Origin of the sequence: Salinimicrobium marinum (assembly GCF_014651535.1) — a bacterium.
GTDB classification, from domain to species: Bacteria; Bacteroidota; Bacteroidia; order Flavobacteriales; family Flavobacteriaceae; genus Salinimicrobium; species Salinimicrobium marinum.
This window is the reverse complement of sequence record NZ_BMXB01000009.1, coordinates 61643-81827: the sequence shown is the minus strand read 5'-3', so window position 1 is coordinate 81827 and position 20185 is coordinate 61643. Positions and strand designations below refer to the sequence as shown.

Sequence of the window (20185 nt, the reverse complement as noted above, 5' to 3'; positions counted from 1 at the left end):
TCTTACTTAGCTTTGTGTATTATTGTTCTCTCCAAGCACTATTGTAACGTGATTGGAACGTTTTCTAATTCTGTGTGCGCGACCCTGCGGTGCAGGACGTAGTCTTTTTAACATACTTCCTCCATCTACACGAATCTCTTTTACAAACAATTCTGCATCTTCGATACTCGCATCCTCATTCTTAGCCTGCCAATTAGCAATAGCCGACAATAATAGCTTTTCTATGCTTTTAGATGCATCCTTAGAATTGAATTTCAAAATATGAAGCGCTCTTTCTACTTTTTCACCACGAACTAAATCTGCAACTAAGCGCATTTTTCTTGGTGAAGTAGGGCAGTTATTCAGTTTAGCGAAAGCTACTTGCTTCTTAGCTTCTTTTACCTGCTCTGCTCTTTCTCTTTTACGAACTCCCATAGCTTCAATTATTTTTTACCTTTATTTTTAGCACCAGCATGACCTCTAAAAGATCTTGTTGGCGAAAATTCACCTAATTTGTGACCTACCATGTTCTCGGTAACATACACAGGAACGAATTGACGTCCGTTATGTACTGCAATAGTTTGCCCAACAAAATCTGGAGTGATCATAGAGGCTCTAGACCAAGTCTTGATAACCGTTTTCTTTCCAGACTCAGTGTTCTGAGCTACTTTTTGCTCTAACTTATAGTGAACGTAAGGTCCTTTTTTTAATGAACGTGCCATATCTTATTATTTCTTTCTACGTTCTACAATATATTTATTACTCGATTTCGTTTTAGAACGGGTTCTAAATCCTTTAGCAGGAATACCTTTTCTAGAACGAGGGTGACCTCCAGAAGAACGGCCTTCCCCACCACCCATTGGGTGATCTACTGGGTTCATAACTACCGGTCTTGTTCTTGGTCTTCTACCCAACCATCTATGTCTACCAGCTTTACCTGATACTAACAACTGGTGATCACTGTTAGATACAGCGCCAATTGTAGCAATACAGGAAGCCAATACCCTACGAATCTCTCCTGAAGGTAATTTAATGGTTGCATACTTCCCTTCTCTTGCCATTAATTGAGCAAAAGCACCGGCACTACGAGCCATTACAGCTCCCTGTCCGGGTCTTAACTCGATACAAGAGACAATAGTACCCAATGGAATGTTCGCCAAAGGCATTGCATTTCCAATTTCCGGAGCAACTGCTTCGGCACCAGATACTATATTCTGCCCAACCTGAAGTCCATTTTGAGCAATAATATATCGTTTTTCGCCATCCTGATAATTCAATAGCGCGATAAAAGCAGTTCTGTTAGGATCGTATTCTATAGTAGCGACAGTAGCCGGAATCCCGTGCTTGTCCCTTTTAAAATCGATAATTCTGTAACGCTTTTTATGACCACCACCAATATAGCGCATGGTCATTTTTCCCTGACTGTTTCTACCACCTGATCTTTTGTTCGGAGCTAATAAACTCTTCTCCGGCTTATCAGTAGTAATCGCGTCAAATCCGTTTACTACTCTAAATCGCTGACCAGGGGTGATTGGTTTTAATTTTCTAACTGACATTTTTTAATCTTAGAGATTACTGTACAAATCAATAGTTTCACCTTCCGCCACCTGTACTAGTGCTTTTTTATAAGCACTGGTTTTACCAGTAACAACACCCGTTTTTGTATAACGGGATTTTCTGTCTGGACGGACATTTATCGTACGAACTTTAGTAACTGAAACACCATAAGCAGACTCAACTGCGTCTTTTATTTCAATCTTATTCGCCCGATTACTTACCACAAAAGCAAAGCGATTATTAAGTTCGCTATCTGCAGTGGCTTTTTCTGTAATAATAGGTTTTATTAAGATACTCATAATGCTTATTTACTTAAATTCGACTCAATTCCTTCTAGAGAGCCCTCTAAAAACACAAGATTACTTGCATTTAGTATTTTGTAAGTACTTAATTCTGAAGCACTTACAACCTCAGAAGTCTTTAAATTGCGTGAGGACAAATATACGTTTTTATTTGAGTCACCCAACACTATCAAAGATTTTTTATTGTCTAGTCCTAAGGCCTTTAAAACCTCTGTGAAGTTCTTGGTCTTTGGAGTATCGAATGAAAAATCTTCCACAACTACAATAGAGTTGTCATTGGCTTTAATCGACAGAGCCGATTTACGAGCCAATCTTTTAAGGTTCTTATTCAATTTGAAAGAATAGCTTCTTGGTCTTGGACCAAAAACTCTACCTCCACCTTTGAAAATTGGAGACTTGATACTTCCCGCACGGGCAGTACCTGTACCTTTTTGTTTCTTGATCTTACGGGTTGAACCTGCAATCTCTGCACGTTCTTTCGCCTTATGTGTTCCCTGACGTTGGTTAGCCAGGTATTGTTTTACATCAAGATAAACAGCATGGTTATTAGGCTCAATCGCAAAAACAGCGTCAGAAAGGTTTGCCTTTCTACCTGTTTCTTTTCCTTTTATATCTAAAACTGCTATTTCCATTACTTCTGAATGATTACATAAGAGTTCTTATGTCCCGGTACGGCTCCACTTATAACAAGTAGATTCTTATCGGCTATTACTTTAAGAATTCTCAGGTTTTCTACTTTTACTTTATCACCACCCATTCTACCGGCCATTCTCATTCCCTTGAAAACTCTTGCAGGATATGAAGCGGCACCAATAGAACCAGGAGCTCTTAAACGGTTATGTTGACCGTGAGTAGCTTGTCCTACACCGCCAAATCCATGACGCTTTACAACACCCTGGAAACCTTTACCTTTACTAATACCGGAAACGTCTACAAATTCGCCTTCAGTAAAATGCTCAACGGTGATACTATCACCTAGTTTGTGCTCTCCTTCAAATCCCTTGAATTCAACGACTTTGCGCATTGCTGCGGCTCCGGCTTTTTTAGCGTGCCCTTCAGCAGCTTTATTAGCAGTCTTTTTGTCATCGAAACCAAGTTGAAGAGCTGTGTACCCGTCAACCTCCTCGGTTCTGACTTGGGTAATTACGCATGGTCCTGCTTCAATAACGGTACAGGGAATGTTTTTTCCGTTCTCGTCAAAAATGCTGGTCATGCCAATCTTTTTTCCTATTAACCCAGACATAGTTTAATTATTAATTAATATTACTTATTTAAAAATATTCAGGATTGAAAATACTTCCAATCCTGAATGTATTTTTCTCCGTTTTTCCCTCGCCAACAAGCTCAGGACATGTTAGACATCCCTTTGAAAGGATGCAGCATCATCACACTTTGATCTCCACTTCTACTCCACTTGGCAATTCAAGTTTCATAAGAGCATCAATCGTTTTGGATGAAGAACTGTATATATCAAGTAACCTTTTATAAGAGCTTAACTGAAATTGTTCCCTGGACTTTTTATTAACGTGCGGAGAACGCAATACGGTAAAGATCTTTTTATGTGTTGGCAACGGAATTGGACCCGTTACTACAGCACCCGTACTTTTTACGGTTTTTACAATCTTCTCGGCAGATTTATCTACCAGGTTATGATCGTAAGATTTTAGTTTTATTCTGATTTTCTGACTCATTTTCCTGATAATTATTCGTTAGCGGTTCCCTTTTCTGCCTTCATGATCGCTTCTGAAATATTAGAAGGAGTTTCAGCATAGTGAGAGAATTCCATAGTAGAGGTTGCACGTCCCGAAGATAGGGTACGCAAAGTAGTTACATATCCAAACATCTCAGATAATGGCACTTCAGCTTTGATCACTTTTGCACCAGACCTGTCTGACATGTTGTTTACCTGTCCACGACGTCTGTTCAAATCTCCTACTATATCACCCATATTCTCTTCCGGGGTAACCACTTCTACTTTCATGATTGGCTCAAGGATTACAGCACCGGCTTTTTTAGCCGCCTCTTTATATCCCATTTTTGCAGCCAACTCAAAAGAAAGTTGATCGGAATCCACAGGGTGGAAAGAACCATCCAAAAGATTTACTTTTAAAGTATCCATGGTGAAACCTGCCATAGGACCGGTTTTCATCGCCTCTCTAAATCCTTTTTCCACTGAAGGAATAAATTCTTTAGGAATACGACCACCTTTAATCTCATCAACAAATTGAAGACCAGGACCTTTAAAGTCTTCGTCTGCAGGTCCAAGTTTGAATACAATGTCACCAAACTTACCACGACCCCCAGACTGCTTTTTGTAAACCTCTCTATGATCTGCTACTTTTGTAACTGTTTCCTTGTACTCAACACGAGGCTGACCTTCATTTACTTCAACCTTAAATTCTCTTTTCAAACGATCTACCAGGATCTCAAGGTGAAGCTCACCCATTCCTGAAATAATTGTTTGTCCGGAAACTTCATCAGTTTTAACCTGGAAAGTTGGATCCTCTTCAGCTAGTTTTGCCAAAGCCATACCCATTTTATCCACATCTGCCTTTGTTTTAGGCTCCACAGAAATACCAATTACAGGCTCAGGGAAAGACATTGACTCCAATACGATTGGATGTTTCTCATCTGTTAAGGTATCTCCTGTTTTAATATCTTTAAACCCAACAGCCGCACCAATATCTCCAGCCTCAATTCTATCAATTGGCTGTTGTTTGTTTGCGTGCATCTGGTAGATACGTGAAATACGTTCTTTTTTCCCGGAACGGTTGTTCTGAACATAAGATCCAGCATCCAACGCTCCCGAATAAACTCTAAAGAAAGCCAAACGACCTACGAAAGGATCTGTAGCAATTTTAAAAGCTAAAGCTGAAAATGGAGAATCTACGTTAGGCTTACGTTTTTCCTCTTCTTCTGTATCTGGATTTACACCAACAATGGCTTCAACATCTACAGGTGAAGGAAGGTAACGCATTACTGCATCCAACATAGCCTGAACCCCTTTATTCTTAAAAGAAGACCCACACATCATCGGGATAATAGACATGTCTATTGTCGCAGCCCTAAGCGCGGCAATAATTTCATCTTCAGTAATAGAGTCCTCATCTTCGAAGAACTTCTCCATAAGAGCCTCATCATATTCGGCAACTGCCTCTACAAGTTCCGCTCTGTATTTATTTACGTCTTCCATTAATTCCTCAGGAATATCAATGGTTTCGTAAGTCATTCCAAAATCTTCCTCGTTCCAGATGATTGCTTTCTTAGAGATAAGATCAACAACCCCTTTAAAGTCAACTTCGTCACCAATTGGTACCTGCAAAGGAACTGGGTTCCCTCCAAGCATTTCCCTAACCTGGTTACATACTTTAAAGAAATCTGCACCCTGACGGTCCATCTTATTCACGAATCCAAGTCTTGGAACTTTATATTTGTCTGCCTGTCTCCAAACAGTTTCAGATTGTGGCTCAACACCATCAACCGCACTGAAAAGAGCAACCATCCCATCAAGCACACGTAAAGAACGCTCCACCTCAACAGTAAAGTCAACGTGACCAGGAGTATCAATGATATTCACTGTAAATTCCTGATCGCGGTACATCCACTTACAGTGAGTCGCTGCAGAAGTAATGGTGATACCCCTCTCCTGCTCTTGCTCCATCCAGTCCATGGTTGCAGCTCCATCGTGAACTTCACCAATCTTATGGCTAATCCCCGTGTAGAACAGAATACGCTCTGTCGTTGTAGTTTTACCCGCATCAATGTGCGCAGCAATACCTATATTTCTTGTAAATTTTAAATCTCTTTGTGCCATGTTCTAGAATCTAAAGTGAGAGAATGCTTTGTTAGCTTCAGCCATTTTATGAGTATCAACCCTTTTCTTAACAGCCGCACCTTCTTCCTTAGCCGCAGCAAGAACTTCAGCAGCCAGTCTTTGCGCCATAGATTTCTCGTTTCTTTTACGAGAATAGCTAATCAACCATTTCATTGCAGTTGATACTTTACGATCTGGTCTGATTTGCATCGGGATTTGAAAAGTAGCACCTCCAACTCTACGACTACGTACTTCTACGTGAGGCATAACGTTAGATAAAGCATCTTTCCATAATTCCAGGGCAGTCTTTTCGTCATCTTGTTTCTTCTCTTCCACAATTGCAATTGCATCGTAGAAAACCTTGAAGGCAACCGATTTTTTACCATCCCACATCATCATGTTAACAAACCTTGTTACTAACTGATCGTTGAATTTTGGATCCGGTAAAAGTGGCCTTTTCTTTGCCTGTCTTTTTCTCATTTCTTTACATTAAAAGTTTTTAATTACTTCTTAGGTCGCTTTGCACCATACTTAGATCTACGCTGCGTTCTACCTTCAACACCAGCGGTGTCTAAAGCTCCACGCACGATATGATACCTAACTCCAGGCAAATCTTTAACCCTTCCGCCTCTAACCAATACTATCGAGTGCTCTTGCAGGTTGTGCCCTTCTCCGGGAATGTAAGCGTTCACCTCTTTACCGTTAGTCAACCTTACCCTTGCAACTTTACGCATTGCAGAGTTAGGCTTCTTAGGTGTAGTGGTGTAAACACGTGTACAAACCCCTCTTCTTTGAGGGCACGAATCCAAAGCAGCCGATTTACTCTTCTTGGTAATCTGCGCTCTTCCTTTTCGTACTAATTGTGAAATTGTTGGCATAATTTCTTTTACACTATTATTTAATAAATATAATCTCCCATTTTTTAGGGTTTGCAAAGGTAGAATTAAAAACCAAATATTCAAATCTTAATTCATTAATTTTCAGAGGTATTATTTTAAAGAGGGTTTTTTCTGAACTAAATCAAACAAAAAAAGATCTTTCTCACATCCGGCATTGCATTACATATTATATAGGTGTGTTTCTTTTATAATAAAATCCACTCCCCACCAAAGACTATTATATCCTAAAGCTCTCTCCTTTTACACCCTATTCACCCCGGAAATTACGTTTCCAGCAGAAGTTAGCTATTAAAAGACTTATCTATTCCTGAAGATTTGGCAAATTAATCTGAAATAAAAAGAAAATAATATTAAAAATCAGTTCACCTGAAGAAGTACGAGGACAGGAGCGGCGAAAGCAGCGATAGACTGGCACGAGGGAGGATCCAGCAACACATCAAAAGCGTTAAAAAAAGCCTAAATAACATAAACTAAATGCAATAAACGTGAAGTTTAACTGAAAAAAAGTTGTTCGGTTAACAATTAATTATCAAATTTGGCACTGGCTAATTCAAACAAATTTAAAAAATGAGAACAAAGTTTAGTGGAATTCTAACGCTATTACTGGCGTTAGTCGTGCAAATAACTTTTGCGCAGGAAAGCATGACGGTATCGGGGACGGTGACCGACGGAAATGGAATGCCTCTCCCGGGGGTAAACGTACTTATTAAAGGTACGACCAGGGGTGAACAAACCGATTTTGACGGAAATTACTCTATCCAGGCAGAGCAGGGCGATGTGCTGGTATTCTCTTATCTGGGAATGCAGACCGTTGAGTATCCTGTTACCAACGTAAATACCATCGACGTGGTACTGGAACAGGACGCTGCCCAACTTGAAGAGGTAGTAGTAACTGCCTTAGGTATTTCCAGGGAAAAAAGATCTCTTGGATATGCTACTGAAGAAGTTTCAGGAGCAGAAGTAAACACTGCAAAAGAAGGAAACTTCATTAACTCCTTATCAGGTAAAGTATCTGGTTTGGATATTAAGAAGAGTAGTACCCTTGGTGGATCTTCAAACATCATCATTCGTGGGTATACTTCTTTGACTGGTAACAACCAGCCACTTTTCGTAGTGGACGGAGTGCCAATTAGTAACCAGAACACCAACACATCTGACCAAACCAGTGGTAGAGGAGGATATGATTATGGAAACGCTGCTATGGATATCAATCCAGATGATGTTGCTTCTGTAAACGTCCTTAAAGGTGCTGCGGCATCTGCTCTTTATGGTTCTCGTGCTGCAAACGGGGTGATTCTTATCACTACCAAAACAGGACGTAAAAATGAAGATATTGGTGTGACCATCTCTTCAGGTATTACCTTCTCTCAAATGGATGATGATACTTTTGTTGAGTATCAGAAAGAGTACGGTGCAGGTTACGGACCTTTTTATGGTCCAAACGAAGATGCTTACTTTAATGAATGGGATGTAGATGGTGATGGCAACGACGATTTAGTAGTTCCATTTACCGAAGATGCTTCCTTTGGAGGAAGATTTGATCCAAGCTTAATGGTTTTCCAGTGGGATGCTTTTTATCCTGAATCTCCAAATTACCTGCAGGCTACTCCATGGACAGCTGCAGAAAACGGACCTGAATCTGTATTCAGAACAGGAGTTACTTATAACCACAGTATCTCACTTGACGGAGGTACAGATCAAAGTACTTACCGTTTAGGTTACACCTTATTCGACCAGGAAGGGATCCTCCCAAACAGTAACATCAAAAGAAATACAGTAGATGTTAAAGCTACTCATGATTTCACCGACAAACTTTCTGCCGGGGTTACTGCTACCTACACAAATACAGATGGTAAAGGACGTTATGGTACTGGGTATAGTGGAACCAACATTTTCCAGTCTATGCGTCAGTGGAACCAGAACAACGTAGATTTTGAAGCTCAAAAGGATGCTTATTTCACAACCGGAAGAAACATCACCTGGAACTATGCAAATGCAGAAGCAGGAAATTTCAGCCCAATCTATACAGATAACCCATACTGGCAGCTATATGAAAACTACCAGACAGACGTAAGAGACCGTTTATATGGTAATTTCAATCTTAACTATGAATTTACCGACTGGTTTTCAGCCACAGGACGGGTGTCTATGGATACTTATAATGACCTAAGGGAAGAGCGAAGAAATGTAGGTAGCAATGGTGTTTCTGCATATCAGAGATATGATGCAAGCTATACTGAGCTGAACTACGATTTACTTTTAAACTTCGATTATGACCTTTCCGAAGACCTTAACCTTTCAGGATTATTAGGTGCTACTGCGAGAAGACAAACATTCCGCGAAATGAGAGCCAGTACTACTGGTGGATTGGTAATTCCGGGGCTGTATTCTCTATCAAATTCACAGAACTTACTTGTACCTCCAACCGAAAATTTTGAGGAACTACATACAAACGGTTATTTTGCAAGTGCCTCTTTTGGATATAGAAACACTTTTTTCCTGGATGCAACTGCAAGGGTTGACGAATCTTCTTCTCTTCCAGAAAGTGATAATACTTATTTTTATCCTTCAGTTTCCACAAGTATTGTTTTCTCAGAATTGTTTAACAACGACTGGATGTCCTTTGGAAAACTTAGGGCGAACTATGCAGAAGTAGGTAATTATGCACCACCACTATCGGTTCAAAACGTTTATTCAAATCCTACCAACTTCAGGACTCCGCTTTACTCTGTAAACAGTACAGCTAATAACCCAGACCTTAAAAACGAAACAACGAAGAGTTGGGAAGTTGGTTTGGAGATGGAGTTCTTTAACAGACGCTTAGGGTTTGACCTGGCTGCATACCAATCTAATTCTATTGACCAGTTAATGCCTGTTACTGTTACGGCTGCAACCGGATACACAAGAAGATGGGTAAATGCCGGAGAAGTTGAAAACAAAGGTATTGAGGCAAGTTTACATGTAAGCCCAGTAAGAACAGATGATTTTGAATGGAGGATCAATGCCAACTGGTTTACTAACGAAAGTGAAGTTTTATCCCTTTACGGAGATAACCAAAACCTTCAGATAGCATCTCTTCAGGGAGGTATTTCAGTTAATGCTACAGTGGGACAACCTTATGGTACTATCTGGGGAACTAATTATACTTATTTAGAAGATGGAAGTGGACCTGTGATCAATCCAGATAACGGAAGATTTGTTGTAGATGGTACTCCACAACCAATTGGTGATATTAATCCAGACTGGAAAGCCGGTATTAGCAATACTTTGTCCTACAAAGCTGTTTCTTTTAGCTTCCTAATTGATATTCAAAAAGGTGGAGATATATTCTCCCTTGATACATGGTACGGTTACGCAACAGGGGTAACAGCAAACACAGCCGGACTTAATGAACTTGGAAATCCTGTAAGGGATCCTATTTCTGAAGGTGGTGGTTTACTTCTTGAAGGAGTTAATCCTGATGGTTCTGCAAACACTACCAGAACCCAAATGGGGAACTATGCAAATGCGATTGGGTATGGATATGCTCCAAATGCATACCACACCTATGATGGAAGTTTCGTTAAACTAAGAGAGGCTACATTATCCTATTCTCTACCAACCACTTTAGCTGAAAGACTTTCATTAACTAACGTCACTCTTTCTGCAGTAGGTAGAAACCTATGGATCATCGACAAGAACATTCCTTACTCAGATCCTGAAGCAGGATTAAGTTCAGGAAACATCCAGGGAATCCAGTCAGGAGCAATCCCAACTGCAAGAGAATATGGATTTAACGTAAGACTACAATTCTAAAAAAAAAATCATGAAGAAACTATTTTTAATTATTTTACTGGCTGCAGGGGTTGTGGCGTGTTCTGATGACTTATCAGACGTCAACGTAGACACCAAAAGCCCCACAGAAGTACCGGCAGATGTACTTTTCTCAAATGCAACCAAAGGTTTGGTTGACCAGATGGTCAGCACAAATGTTAACAGAGGTATTTTTAAGCTTGTGGCCCAGTACTGGACAGAAACAACTTATACCGATGAAGCGAACTATAATCTGGTTGAAAGAAACATTAACGGTGCACAATGGACTATTTTATATCGTGATGTATTAAAAGACCTGGACGAAGCTGCTATGATCTTATCTGAAAATCCCGATGCTTCCCTTTCTGAAGCTCAAATTCAGAATCAGCTTGCGATGATCGAAGTACTACAGGTTTTCACCTGGCACGTATTGGTAGATACCTTTGGAGACATACCTTATACCGAAGCTCTGGATCTTGAAAATGGTACTCCGGTTTATGATGATGACGCTGCCATCTATGCTGATCTTGTGAACAGACTGGATGGTGCCATTGCACAACTTGATGCAGGTTCCGCAGGATTTACCGGAGGAGCTGACTATCTTTATAATGGTGATGCTGGTCAATGGTCTAAATTTGCCAACTCTTTGAAGTTACGTTTAGCTTTAAGATATGCTAACGTAGATGATGCAAAAGCGTCTCAAATGGCAACTGAAGCTATTGAAGCAGGAGTCTTTGAATCTCATGCAGACAATGCTGCTATGCAGTACGAAGCATCAGCTCCAAACACCAACCCTATCTGGACAGATCTTGTACAATCAGGTCGGGCAGATTTCGTTGCAGCAAATACTATTGTTGACGCAATGAATGAACGTGATGATCCGAGAAGGGACGATTATTTCGCAGAGAATCTTGGAGAAGGAGTATACGAAGGAGGAACTTATGGTGCCACCGGAAATACTCAATCAAACAGCACTATCTACAGTGAGCGTTTAGAAGATCCAACTCTAGAAGGTGTATTATTAGATTATACTGAAGTTGAATTCCTTATTGCTGAAGCTGCTGCAAGAGGTTATGTTTCTGAAGACGCAGAAGCTCATTATAATGAGGCTGTTACTTCTTCCATCATATACTGGGGAGGAACAGAAGCTGAAGCCGATACATATCTTGCACAACCTGAAGTTGCTTATGATGAAGCTAACTGGGTAGAAAGAATCGGGGTTCAGAAATGGATCGCTCTTTACAACCGTGGATTTGAAGCATGGTCAACCTGGAGAAAACTGGATGTTCCGGAATTGCCAAATGCGGCACAATCTGGTCTACCTGTACCTTTAAGGTTCACATATCCTGCAAGTGAAGCTACTTTGAACAGTGACAACTGGGCTGCAGCATCAAGTGCAATTGGTGGTGATGAGCAACAAACTCCTGTATTCTGGGATGTAAACTAATCATTAGCAGATAAAGCTTTCTTAAGCTACATTATAAGAAACCGTCTGAAAAATTTTTAGACGGTTTTTTTATGCAATGATTCTATTTATTAAATAAACCATAACATTTAATTCAAAATTTTAAAATTAATGCTTCACTTCTCTTGTTAATTCCCGAAAAATTTTACATTTACATAATAAATGTATGTATAGGCTTTAACTCTTTTACTATTCTACAAGCAAAAATCCTGATGATGAAAAACTCTGGAACGACCGTACTTTTCGGAGTCATTTTTTTACTTTATGGAACTACTGGATTTTCCCAGTCCTCCGTTAGGTCTGCCTATGAATCCTTTGACACTGCAATTCATGTTCAGAATACAGGACTTGCAAATGGCACCGAATATGTCGAACAACATATTGTCAAAAACAATAAGCACAAATATCTGGATACTCCGGAATATAGAACGGGAACCGTTGTTTATGACGGCCAGCCATATTATAACGTTGATTTAAAATATAATGTTTACGATGATCTACTTCTCGTAAGGATACCCACCACCGGTGGAACTGCAGCTTTTGAGTTGCACAAAGAAAAAGTGAATTCTTTTGAAATAAATAACTCGAGTTTTATTTCTGTAAAAGAGAATCCCGAGAACAAATCTCAATTTTTTGAAATTTTGATTGACGGCAGCCATTTTCTCTTGTTAAAAAAACATTTGAAAAAGGCTAGAAAACATCTGGACCAGAATTTTACCTATTTCGAATTTGAAAAAGATTCTCCGGAATATCTTCTTTCGTTTAATGGTGAGTATTATGAAGTGAATTCCAGAAGATCCATTCGCAGATTATTTCCCAATCAGGAAGAACAAATAAGAGATTTTTACAGATCCAATTCATCCCTACAAAAATCAGATCCCGATACATTTCTAACCCTTCTATTTAAAGATCTGGCATCATCAAATTCAGAATTAAAAATTAAGTAGATTGAAAAAACTTTTTACTCTGGTTTTCCTCCTGTCATTGCACTGCATCATAGCTCAGGAAAACCTACCTACAGTCACCTTTTCTCTGGAAAATGGCACTTTGGAAGATGTTATTCAGAAAATTGAACAAGAGACAGATTTACATTTTTTCTACGTGGAAGACTGGATGAAACAGTCAAAGGTTACTGTAAACTTTAAAAACACACCTGTTGATACAGTATTGGAACAGGTTTTTGAAGAAACCCTGCTCAATTTTCACTTGCTGGACAATAGCAGAATCGTGATTACCCGAAGCAACATCATTTATGATCGTTTGCCTCAGGGATTCTTTCCTGATACCACAGGAGTAGCTGTTGAACAACCCACGGCAAGCACAAAATACAATCCTGTGTTCTACAACAAGGAAACCCGTTCCAATACAACGACCGAAACGGTTTATATCGGAAAAGAAACCCAGGCTACCGGCTCGGGCTATTTCAACCTAAGCGGCAGGGTTACCACTCACGAAACAGGTGAGCCCATTTCGAACCTGGCCGTGCTTATTAAGGGCACCGAAATAGGCACCGTAACAGATCAAAATGGTCAATACAGCTTAAGGTTACCGGCAGGAGAACATCTTCTTGAAACAAGATCTTTTGGAAATGAGGATATTTTAACCCGAGTGGTCATTTATAACGATGGGGTCTACAACCTAAAACTTCGTGAAGACTACGAGCTTCTGGGAGAGGTACTCGTAGATTCAGATCAGGCTCAGAATGTAGAGGATGCGATTGGCGGGACCGAAAATATCAATGTAGAGGAAATTAAAAATATTCCGTTGATTCTTGGAGAGAGAGATGTGATGAAAGTTGCAGTAACGCTCCCCGGAATCTCCACCACGGGAGAAGGATCTGCCGGATTCAATGTAAGAGGCGGCAAAACCGATCAAAACCTTATCCTGATCGATGATGCTGTCATATATAATCCTGCACATTTCTTCGGAATCTTTTCTGCCATTAATCCTTTTACCACCGGGGATATCACCATCTATAAAGGCAATATTCCGGCTCAATTTGGAGGAAGGTTATCATCAGTCTTTGACATTACCTCCAAAGATGCGAATACCGAAAAGTTTGCCGGGGAAGTATCTGTAGGACCCGTTACCAGTAATGTAGCTCTGGAAATACCTGTCATCAAAGAAAAATCTGGATTATTGATCGGAGGAAGAAGTACTTATTCAGACTGGATCCTGAAAAACCTGGACGACGAATCTCTTAAAGATAGCAAGGCATCCTTTTATGATGTCATTGCAAAATACCATCACAATTTTAACGACAAAACCAGTTTACGAACTACCGGATATTATAGCCGGGATAATTTCAGCATTACTTCAGATTCTTTGTTCAACTATCAAAATCTGCTGTTTTCAATGAAACTGAATCACAAGCTAAACGAAAAAAATGACGGTAGCCTTATCGTCTCCAACAGCAACTATAATTTCGATATAGATTATGAAAGTGATTTTAACGACAACTTTACTTCCGGTTATAAAATAAACGAAACTGAAATTAAACTGAATATGCGCTACCTTCACAGTGCAGCACATAAGTTTGATTACGGGATTTCCACAAAACTGTATAATGTCCATCCTGGAGAATTGGAGCCTCTGGGTAGTGAATCAATAGTAGAACCCCTCCAGATTCCGAAGGAAAAAGGTTTAGAATCTGCCATTTACATCGCCGACAATTTCAAGGTCAATGACAAGCTGCTCCTTAGTGCGGGTCTTCGCTATTCACATTATGCTGCCCTGGGCGAGAAAACTCAGAAAATTTATGAAGAAGGCCTTCCACAATCTGAGGCTACAGTTATCGATTCAATACAATACGGAAAAAATGAAGTCATTGAAACCTATGGCGGACCTGAAGTACGACTATCTGCCCGATACTTCCTGCTACCCGATCTTTCTCTAAAGCTTAGCTACAATAATGCTTACCAGTACATTCATACGTTATCCAATAATACTACCGTCTCCCCCACCGACACCTACAAATTAACCGATAAGAACATAAAACCTCAACGAGCGGACCAATATTCCCTGGGGCTCTATAAGAATTTCGATAACAACATGTATGAGGTAAGTCTGGAGGGTTATTATAAAAAATCAGAAAATATCCTGGATTACAAGGTGGGCGCACAACTTTTCCTTAATGAAAATATTGAAACTGAAGTGTTACAGGGAGAAGGTCGTTCATTTGGTGCAGAATTTCTGCTGAAAAAAACAGAAGGCCGGCTTAACGGCTGGTTGGGATACACCTACTCCCGATCTGAACTAAAACTGGATGGAAATTACCGGGAGCAAATCGTAAACAGCGGAGAATATTTTCCTGCCAATTACGATAAACCACATGACTTGAGTGTGGTAGCCAATTACAAAGTCACACAGCGTTTCAGTTTCTCAGCCAATTTCGTATACCAAACCGGAAGACCGGTCACCTACCCCACCGGAAAATATATGCAAAACGGAATTGAATATGTGCTGTACAGTGATCGTAATCAATTCAGGATTCCTGATTATTACCGCCTGGATCTAAGTTTTAATGTAGAAGGAAACCACAAGATCAAAAAGTTTGCACACAGTTTCTGGAATATTTCCGTGTACAACGTGTTGGGTAGAAACAATCCATACTCGGTATTTTTCGTCACAGAGCAAGGGGAAGTAAAAGCATATAAAAGTTCTATTTTCTCGATACCTGTACCTACCATTACCTATAACTTCAGATTTTAAACGGAAAGGATATGAGATCAACAAACATCAAAATTATAGTCCGTTTTTTTCTAATGCTGGTTTCTGCAACAGCTATAAATTCCTGTGTGGAACCTTATGAATTTGAAACGGAGACCTTCGAAGACATGCTGGTGGTAGAAGCCCTCATTACAGATGAAGTTAAACGGCAGGAAATCATCCTTTCCCGAACCTATAGACTCGAAGAGGAAGTGCCTGCTGCCGAGAGGAATGCTTCTGTTTCTATTACAGATGATACCGGGAACGAATTTACTTTCTTTGAAACAGTAACACCGGGAGTATATGCATCCAATATGATATTTGGTCTACAACCCAACCGCAGTTATCAGCTGCACATCCAGACGCAGGATGGAAGATCCTATGAATCGGATACTGCAGCATTCTTACCCGGGGCTGAAATAGATGAACTCTATGCCGAACGCACTTTTCTTAATGGTGAAGATGGTGTTGCCCTTATGGTCGACAGTGAAAGTTCCTCTGCAGCTTCTAATTTTGCTCTTTATGAGTATGAGGAGACCTACAAGATTGTCTCTCCATACACGGTACGCAACACCATAGAGTTTGAAGGAAATAACTGGAGCATTGTCCCAAATACCCGTAATGAGACCGTTTGCTACAACACCATTCCTTCCAATGAGATCATACTCTCAAATACAAGTTCCCTAAGTGAAAATAACCTCAAGTCTTTTGTGGTGCGTTTCTTAACGAAGGACAATCCCGTTCTCGCCCATCGTTACAGTATCCTGGTAAAGCAATATTCCCTAACTCCCGAAGCTTATTCTTACTATTCTACCTTAAAAAAGATCTCCGGATCTGAAAGCGTACTTTCTGACAACCAGCCGGGCTTTGTGAACGGCAATATATATTCGCAGGAAAATGAAGATGACAAGGTGATCGGATTTTTCACCCTTTCTGCTACATCTACCGAAAGGATCTATTTTAATTATTATGACTATTTTGGATTTGATGAATCCAGACCACAATTTCCCGAATCCTGCATGATCTTTCGCCCGGGAGAAAATTTTGATACTCCAATTGGAATGATCCAAGGTGGAACAGTTCGATATTACGGCCTCGCCGGTTCGCCTGTGGAAGGAGAACTGGGGGATGGGCCTATGAGAGTGATAGCTACAGAATGCGTGGACTGCACTGTGTATGGCACGAATGAACCACCTGAATTCTGGATAGAAGAATAAAGATATGAGAAAGATACTATTTTTGATCATTTGCCTGTTGGTTTCTGCTGGAACGTTATCGGCACAAGCGATTAGTTCTTCCGAAACTTCAGAATTCAGAGGAGGAATTCCGCAGGAAAAAATGTTTGTGCACTACAACACTTCCCTTTTGTTTTCGGGAGAGTATTTGTATTACAAAGCGTACACTGTAAATTCTGAAACAGAAAAACCCAGCAATATAAGTAAAACAGGCTATGTGGAGCTCATTGCAAAGGACGGAACCTCTGTTTTCAAACACAAACTAAGCCTGAAAAATGGATTGGGGGCGGGAGATTTCTTTATCCCTACCACGATCCCATCAGGAACATATAAACTTTTAGGGTATACCAACTGGATGAGGAACTCCGGTAATTTCTTTGCGGGGGATATCGTCATTATAAACCCTTATCGGGGAGATCAATCTGCACTTACTCCCGACTCCACAAGACGAACTGATAGTGTGAAGGCTGCTCCTGCGTCTTTTTCTTCTGAAAATCCCACTACAGCAGCTCCGGAACACGCGATTCAGTTAAGCACTCATAAAATGAGATTCGGTACCAGAGATCAGGTTTTACTAACGTTAAGTGGAGATATATCCGGAAGGTATTCTGTTTCGGTAAGAAAAAAAGACAGCATTCCATTCCCTGAAAAAGTTTCAGCAAAAACCTACACCCGGTTATTTGAAAAGAACCACTCACCACAGGATTCCGTTTATATACCGGAACTTCGTGGAAATCTAATTTCCGGAAAGCTTTTATCTACTTCTTCAGAAGGTATCAACCCTGCCGGTAAAAAAGTCGCATTTTCCATTCCAGGAGAAGATTATATTTTCAAGATCGCTACTGCAGATGAAAAAGGAAGGTTTTATCTGAATCTTGATGAGGAGTTTTCAACTTCCGAAGCCATAATGCAGGTTCTGGGCGAAGCAAGAAAAGATCTTTCCATCCAACTGGATCCCGAACCTGCAGTTAATCCGGCTAACACAAAATTTACCGGATTCCATATTACTCCACAAATGGAAGAATGGATCCTCGACCGTAGTGTGTACAATCAAATAGAAAATGCATACTACAGCGTGAAACCTGATACGCTTAAACAACAGCAGGAAATCGAGCCATTTTATCAAAAATCTCCCACACTCTATGATCTCGATGCTTACACCAGGTTTGCTACTATTAAAGAAACCTTTGTTGAGATCATCATGTATTCATATCTTTCCAGAGATAAAGAAGGAAACAGGATTATTGTCGTGAGACAACCCGAAGGAGCCACCAACTACAACCTGCCAACTTTGCTGCTCGTAGACGGGATCATGGTGCAGGATCACAGCAGATTTATTGATTATCCTGCAAAAAGAGTAAAGAGCATCGGAATCTTGAAAGACAATGTGTTTCTAGGGTCACACATTTTTGCAGGAGTGATCGATGTAAAAACTATTGAAGGTGATTTCTGGAGAACAAATCCCGATGAAGCTGCCACTACTGTAAACATCAAATTAGCAGAGCCTCAGAAAAACTATTTTCATCAAACCTACGGTGACAGCAATGAAACCACTGCCAGAATCCCCGATTTCAGAACCCAATTACTCTGGAAACCTGATGTAAACTTTAATAAGGAAGAAACCGTTCTGGAATTTTACACCTCAGACATCAGTGGAGTTTTTGAGATCGAATTACAGGGATTTACAGAAGACGGGAAACCTGTTACGGTAAAAAGAACAATTACAGTGGAAGATGAACTGAAGTAATTTTAAACACCTTTCAATAGCTTCTAAATATATCTATATTTGCACCTATGGAAGAAACTACAAAAATATTTGGCTTAAGGGCGGTCATAGAGGCTATTCAAACCGATAAGACCATTGATAAGATTTTTATTCAAAAAGGTCTCTCAGGGCATTTATACCAGGAATTGCAACAGCACATGTCCTCACGGGAATACAATGTTTCTTATGTACCCATTGAAAAATTAAACAGACTAGTAAAGGGAAATCACCAGGGAATCGTTGCGACGATCTCTCCTATTAAATTTGTTGCGCTGGAGGATCTTGTTTCTTCTGTTTCAGAAAAAGAATCTACACCTCTTTTCCTTTTACTCGACCAGCTCGATGACGTGAGGAATTTTGGAGCCATTATAAGAACTGCGGAATGTAGTGGAGTGGACGGGATCATTATTCAGAAAAAGGGAGGTGCGCCTGTCACTGCCGATACGGTAAAAACTTCTGCGGGTGCTATTTTTAAGGTTCCCATTTGCAAAGTAGACCATATTAAAGATGCTATTTATTACATGCAATCTTCAGGTATCAAAGTCATCGCAGCTACCGAAAAAACTGATGATCTCCTGTATGATAAAGATTTTTCCCAGCCCGTAGCTCTTGTAATGGGCAATGAAGGAAAAGGAATTTCTTCTTCGGTATTAAAAATTGTTGATGAAAAAGCAAAATTACCCATGAAAGGAACTATTGGTTCTCTGAATGTTTCAGTAGCCTGCGGAGCTTTTCTTTATGAAGTGGTAAGGCAGCGGTTGTAGAGCGGTGCCTGGGGAAATGAGTTGTGGAGACGCGTAATAATTTTCAAATCTAAGTGGATACATATTAATTGTGCGTCCTTACGTAATCCAATGAATGAGATCTATTCTTCTTCCATCTCTGTATTTGCACTTTTATAGTGATAGATATATTCTGTCTCCTCCCCATCTGGATTTTCTATAAAATTTCCATCTTTATCAAAATGCTTCATAAAGGGGTCGTCTTCCTCTTTATAGGTTTCTTTTTCCCACTCGTATTTTGGTGGAGTGGCAATATTCTTTCGATAAATGAGGGAGAATATAAAGCCCGTAACAAGGCCAGAAAGGTGACCCTCCCAGGAAATCTTTGGATCTACAGGAGTAACGTACCACAACAAGCCGCCGTACAAAAAGACCACGATCAATGACAAGGCAACGAGCCTGTAATGTTTTGAAAATATCCCCTTAAAAAACAAAAATCCTGCCAGTAAATATATAATTCCGCTGCCACCAATGTGGTAGGCAGGCCTTCCAATGAGCCAGGTTAACAACCCCGAGATGAGCAAACCGTAAACTAAGATCTTCCAGCTTAAATTTCTGTAGAAATAGAAAAGGGAGAGAGTTAGCACAAAAAGCGGAATGGTATTATTAAAAAGATGTTTTATGTTGCTGTGTATAAATGGGGAGAAAATAATTCCCCTTAAACCTTTCAGGGTTTGTGGATAAACCCCGAATCGGGTAAAATCAAAACCAAAACGTATTTCCATCCAGAAAACGATCCAGATAGCCAGCACGAATGCTATAGGATACCCCACAACTCCCGGGGTAAAAACGAATGGCTCTTTTTGTTTCAAATCAGCTTATTTGCGTCTACTAATAATACAAAAAAACAACCAAAGTACTTCTTCCTGCTACTTTGTCATTTTCAC

The 20185-nt window shown here is 40.1% G+C and carries 18 protein-coding genes; 7 read left to right on the top strand and 11 right to left on the bottom strand.

Translation table 11 applies throughout. The features are described from left to right. Positions 1–6: 6 nt before the first annotated feature. The 10 genes from rplV to rpsL form a co-directional block, all read right to left on the bottom strand. Positions 7–414 (bottom strand): 50S ribosomal protein L22, encoded by a 408-nt coding sequence (rplV, locus tag IE056_RS11750; protein ID WP_189604908.1) that lies wholly within the window; start codon positions 412–414, stop codon positions 7–9. An 8-nt stretch (positions 415–422) separates the two neighbouring features. Further along, positions 423–701, bottom strand: a complete 279-nt coding sequence (gene rpsS / locus IE056_RS11745; RefSeq protein ID WP_189604907.1) for a 30S ribosomal protein S19 — start codon at positions 699–701, stop codon at positions 423–425. Between the two features lie 6 nt (positions 702–707). Continuing rightward, positions 708–1535 carry a 50S ribosomal protein L2 gene (gene rplB / locus IE056_RS11740; RefSeq protein WP_189604906.1) on the bottom strand — a complete coding sequence of 276 codons (828 nt, stop codon included), beginning with the start codon at positions 1533–1535 and terminating at the stop codon, positions 708–710. 9 nt (positions 1536–1544) lie between these two features. Further along, the gene (gene rplW, locus IE056_RS11735) at positions 1545–1835 is read right to left on the bottom strand and encodes a 50S ribosomal protein L23 (protein ID WP_189604905.1); all 291 of its coding nucleotides are present in this window, start codon (positions 1833–1835) and stop codon (positions 1545–1547) included. A 5-nt stretch (positions 1836–1840) separates the two neighbouring features. Next, positions 1841–2470 (bottom strand): 50S ribosomal protein L4, encoded by a 630-nt coding sequence (rplD, locus tag IE056_RS11730; protein WP_189604904.1) that lies wholly within the window; start codon positions 2468–2470, stop codon positions 1841–1843. Then, positions 2470–3081 carry a 50S ribosomal protein L3 gene (gene rplC / locus IE056_RS11725; protein WP_189604903.1) on the bottom strand — a complete coding sequence of 204 codons (612 nt, stop codon included), beginning with the start codon at positions 3079–3081 and terminating at the stop codon, positions 2470–2472. The genes rplD and rplC overlap by 1 nt, the downstream gene beginning before the upstream one ends. Positions 3082–3223: 142 nt before the next feature. Beyond that, entirely contained in the window at positions 3224–3529 is a 306-nt protein-coding gene (gene rpsJ / locus IE056_RS11720; RefSeq protein ID WP_010181931.1) for a 30S ribosomal protein S10, read from the bottom strand. 11 nt (positions 3530–3540) lie between these two features. Continuing rightward, positions 3541–5652, bottom strand: a complete 2112-nt coding sequence (gene fusA / locus IE056_RS11715; RefSeq protein WP_189604902.1) for an elongation factor G — start codon at positions 5650–5652, stop codon at positions 3541–3543. A gap of 3 nt (positions 5653–5655) precedes the next feature. Continuing rightward, positions 5656–6132 (bottom strand): 30S ribosomal protein S7, encoded by a 477-nt coding sequence (gene rpsG, locus IE056_RS11710; RefSeq protein ID WP_189604901.1) that lies wholly within the window; start codon positions 6130–6132, stop codon positions 5656–5658. Between the two features lie 23 nt (positions 6133–6155). After that, a complete protein-coding gene (gene rpsL / locus IE056_RS11705; protein ID WP_189604963.1) occupies positions 6156–6530 on the bottom strand; it encodes a 30S ribosomal protein S12 in 375 nt (124 codons plus the stop codon). 588 nt (positions 6531–7118) lie between these two features. Between rpsL and IE056_RS11700 the strand changes: the two genes are divergently transcribed. The 7 genes from IE056_RS11700 to rlmB all read left to right on the top strand — a co-directional run bounded on the left by IE056_RS11700 (position 7119) and on the right by rlmB (position 19280). Continuing rightward, complete coding sequence (locus IE056_RS11700) at positions 7119–10346, top strand: SusC/RagA family TonB-linked outer membrane protein (RefSeq protein WP_189604900.1); 3228 nt, start codon at positions 7119–7121, stop codon at positions 10344–10346. A gap of 10 nt (positions 10347–10356) precedes the next feature. After that, positions 10357–11790, top strand: a complete 1434-nt coding sequence (locus IE056_RS11695) for a SusD/RagB family nutrient-binding outer membrane lipoprotein (RefSeq protein ID WP_189604899.1) — start codon at positions 10357–10359, stop codon at positions 11788–11790. A 233-nt stretch (positions 11791–12023) separates the two neighbouring features. Continuing rightward, the gene (locus IE056_RS11690) at positions 12024–12755 is read left to right on the top strand and encodes a hypothetical protein (protein WP_189604898.1); all 732 of its coding nucleotides are present in this window, start codon (positions 12024–12026) and stop codon (positions 12753–12755) included. Position 12756: 1 nt separating this feature from the next. Next, the gene (locus tag IE056_RS11685; RefSeq protein WP_189604897.1) at positions 12757–15519 is read left to right on the top strand and encodes a TonB-dependent receptor; all 2763 of its coding nucleotides are present in this window, start codon (positions 12757–12759) and stop codon (positions 15517–15519) included. An 11-nt stretch (positions 15520–15530) separates the two neighbouring features. Next, on the top strand, positions 15531–16733 hold the full coding sequence (locus IE056_RS11680) for a DUF4249 domain-containing protein (RefSeq protein ID WP_189604896.1): 1203 nt from the start codon (positions 15531–15533) through the stop codon (positions 16731–16733). A 4-nt stretch (positions 16734–16737) separates the two neighbouring features. Next, complete coding sequence (locus IE056_RS11675) at positions 16738–18498, top strand: hypothetical protein (RefSeq protein WP_189604895.1); 1761 nt, start codon at positions 16738–16740, stop codon at positions 18496–18498. Between the two features lie 47 nt (positions 18499–18545). Continuing rightward, positions 18546–19280 carry a 23S rRNA (guanosine(2251)-2'-O)-methyltransferase RlmB gene (gene rlmB / locus IE056_RS11670; protein WP_189604894.1) on the top strand — a complete coding sequence of 245 codons (735 nt, stop codon included), beginning with the start codon at positions 18546–18548 and terminating at the stop codon, positions 19278–19280. 101 nt (positions 19281–19381) lie between these two features. Here rlmB and IE056_RS11665 read toward each other — a convergent pair whose 3' ends face one another. After that, positions 19382–20110: a rhomboid family intramembrane serine protease gene (locus IE056_RS11665; RefSeq protein ID WP_189604893.1), complete on the bottom strand. Its 729-nt coding sequence runs from the start codon at positions 20108–20110 to the stop codon at positions 19382–19384. Between the last annotated feature and the right edge of the window lie 75 nt (positions 20111–20185).

Excerpts from the sequence above, each read along its gene's own strand:
- rplV (WP_189604908.1), bottom strand. The coding sequence starts at position 414 with ATGGGAGTTCGTAAAAGAGAAAGAGCAGAGCAGGTAAAAGAAGCTAAG.
- rpsS (WP_189604907.1), bottom strand. The coding sequence starts at position 701 with ATGGCACGTTCATTAAAAAAAGGACCTTACGTTCACTATAAGTTAGAG.
- rplB (WP_189604906.1), bottom strand. The coding sequence starts at position 1,535 with ATGTCAGTTAGAAAATTAAAACCAATCACCCCTGGTCAGCGATTTAGA.
- rplW (WP_189604905.1), bottom strand. The coding sequence starts at position 1,835 with ATGAGTATCTTAATAAAACCTATTATTACAGAAAAAGCCACTGCAGAT.
- rplD (WP_189604904.1), bottom strand. The coding sequence starts at position 2,470 with ATGGAAATAGCAGTTTTAGATATAAAAGGAAAAGAAACAGGTAGAAAG.
- rplC (WP_189604903.1), bottom strand. The coding sequence starts at position 3,081 with ATGTCTGGGTTAATAGGAAAAAAGATTGGCATGACCAGCATTTTTGAC.
- rpsJ (WP_010181931.1), bottom strand. The coding sequence starts at position 3,529 with ATGAGTCAGAAAATCAGAATAAAACTAAAATCTTACGATCATAACCTG.
- fusA (WP_189604902.1), bottom strand. The coding sequence starts at position 5,652 with ATGGCACAAAGAGATTTAAAATTTACAAGAAATATAGGTATTGCTGCG.
- rpsG (WP_189604901.1), bottom strand. The coding sequence starts at position 6,132 with ATGAGAAAAAGACAGGCAAAGAAAAGGCCACTTTTACCGGATCCAAAA.
- rpsL (WP_189604963.1), bottom strand. The coding sequence starts at position 6,530 with ATGCCAACAATTTCACAATTAGTACGAAAAGGAAGAGCGCAGATTACC.
- IE056_RS11700 (WP_189604900.1), top strand. The coding sequence starts at position 7,119 with ATGAGAACAAAGTTTAGTGGAATTCTAACGCTATTACTGGCGTTAGTC.
- IE056_RS11695 (WP_189604899.1), top strand. The coding sequence starts at position 10,357 with ATGAAGAAACTATTTTTAATTATTTTACTGGCTGCAGGGGTTGTGGCG.
- IE056_RS11690 (WP_189604898.1), top strand. The coding sequence starts at position 12,024 with ATGAAAAACTCTGGAACGACCGTACTTTTCGGAGTCATTTTTTTACTT.
- IE056_RS11680 (WP_189604896.1), top strand. The coding sequence starts at position 15,531 with ATGAGATCAACAAACATCAAAATTATAGTCCGTTTTTTTCTAATGCTG.
- IE056_RS11675 (WP_189604895.1), top strand. The coding sequence starts at position 16,738 with ATGAGAAAGATACTATTTTTGATCATTTGCCTGTTGGTTTCTGCTGGA.
- rlmB (WP_189604894.1), top strand. The coding sequence starts at position 18,546 with ATGGAAGAAACTACAAAAATATTTGGCTTAAGGGCGGTCATAGAGGCT.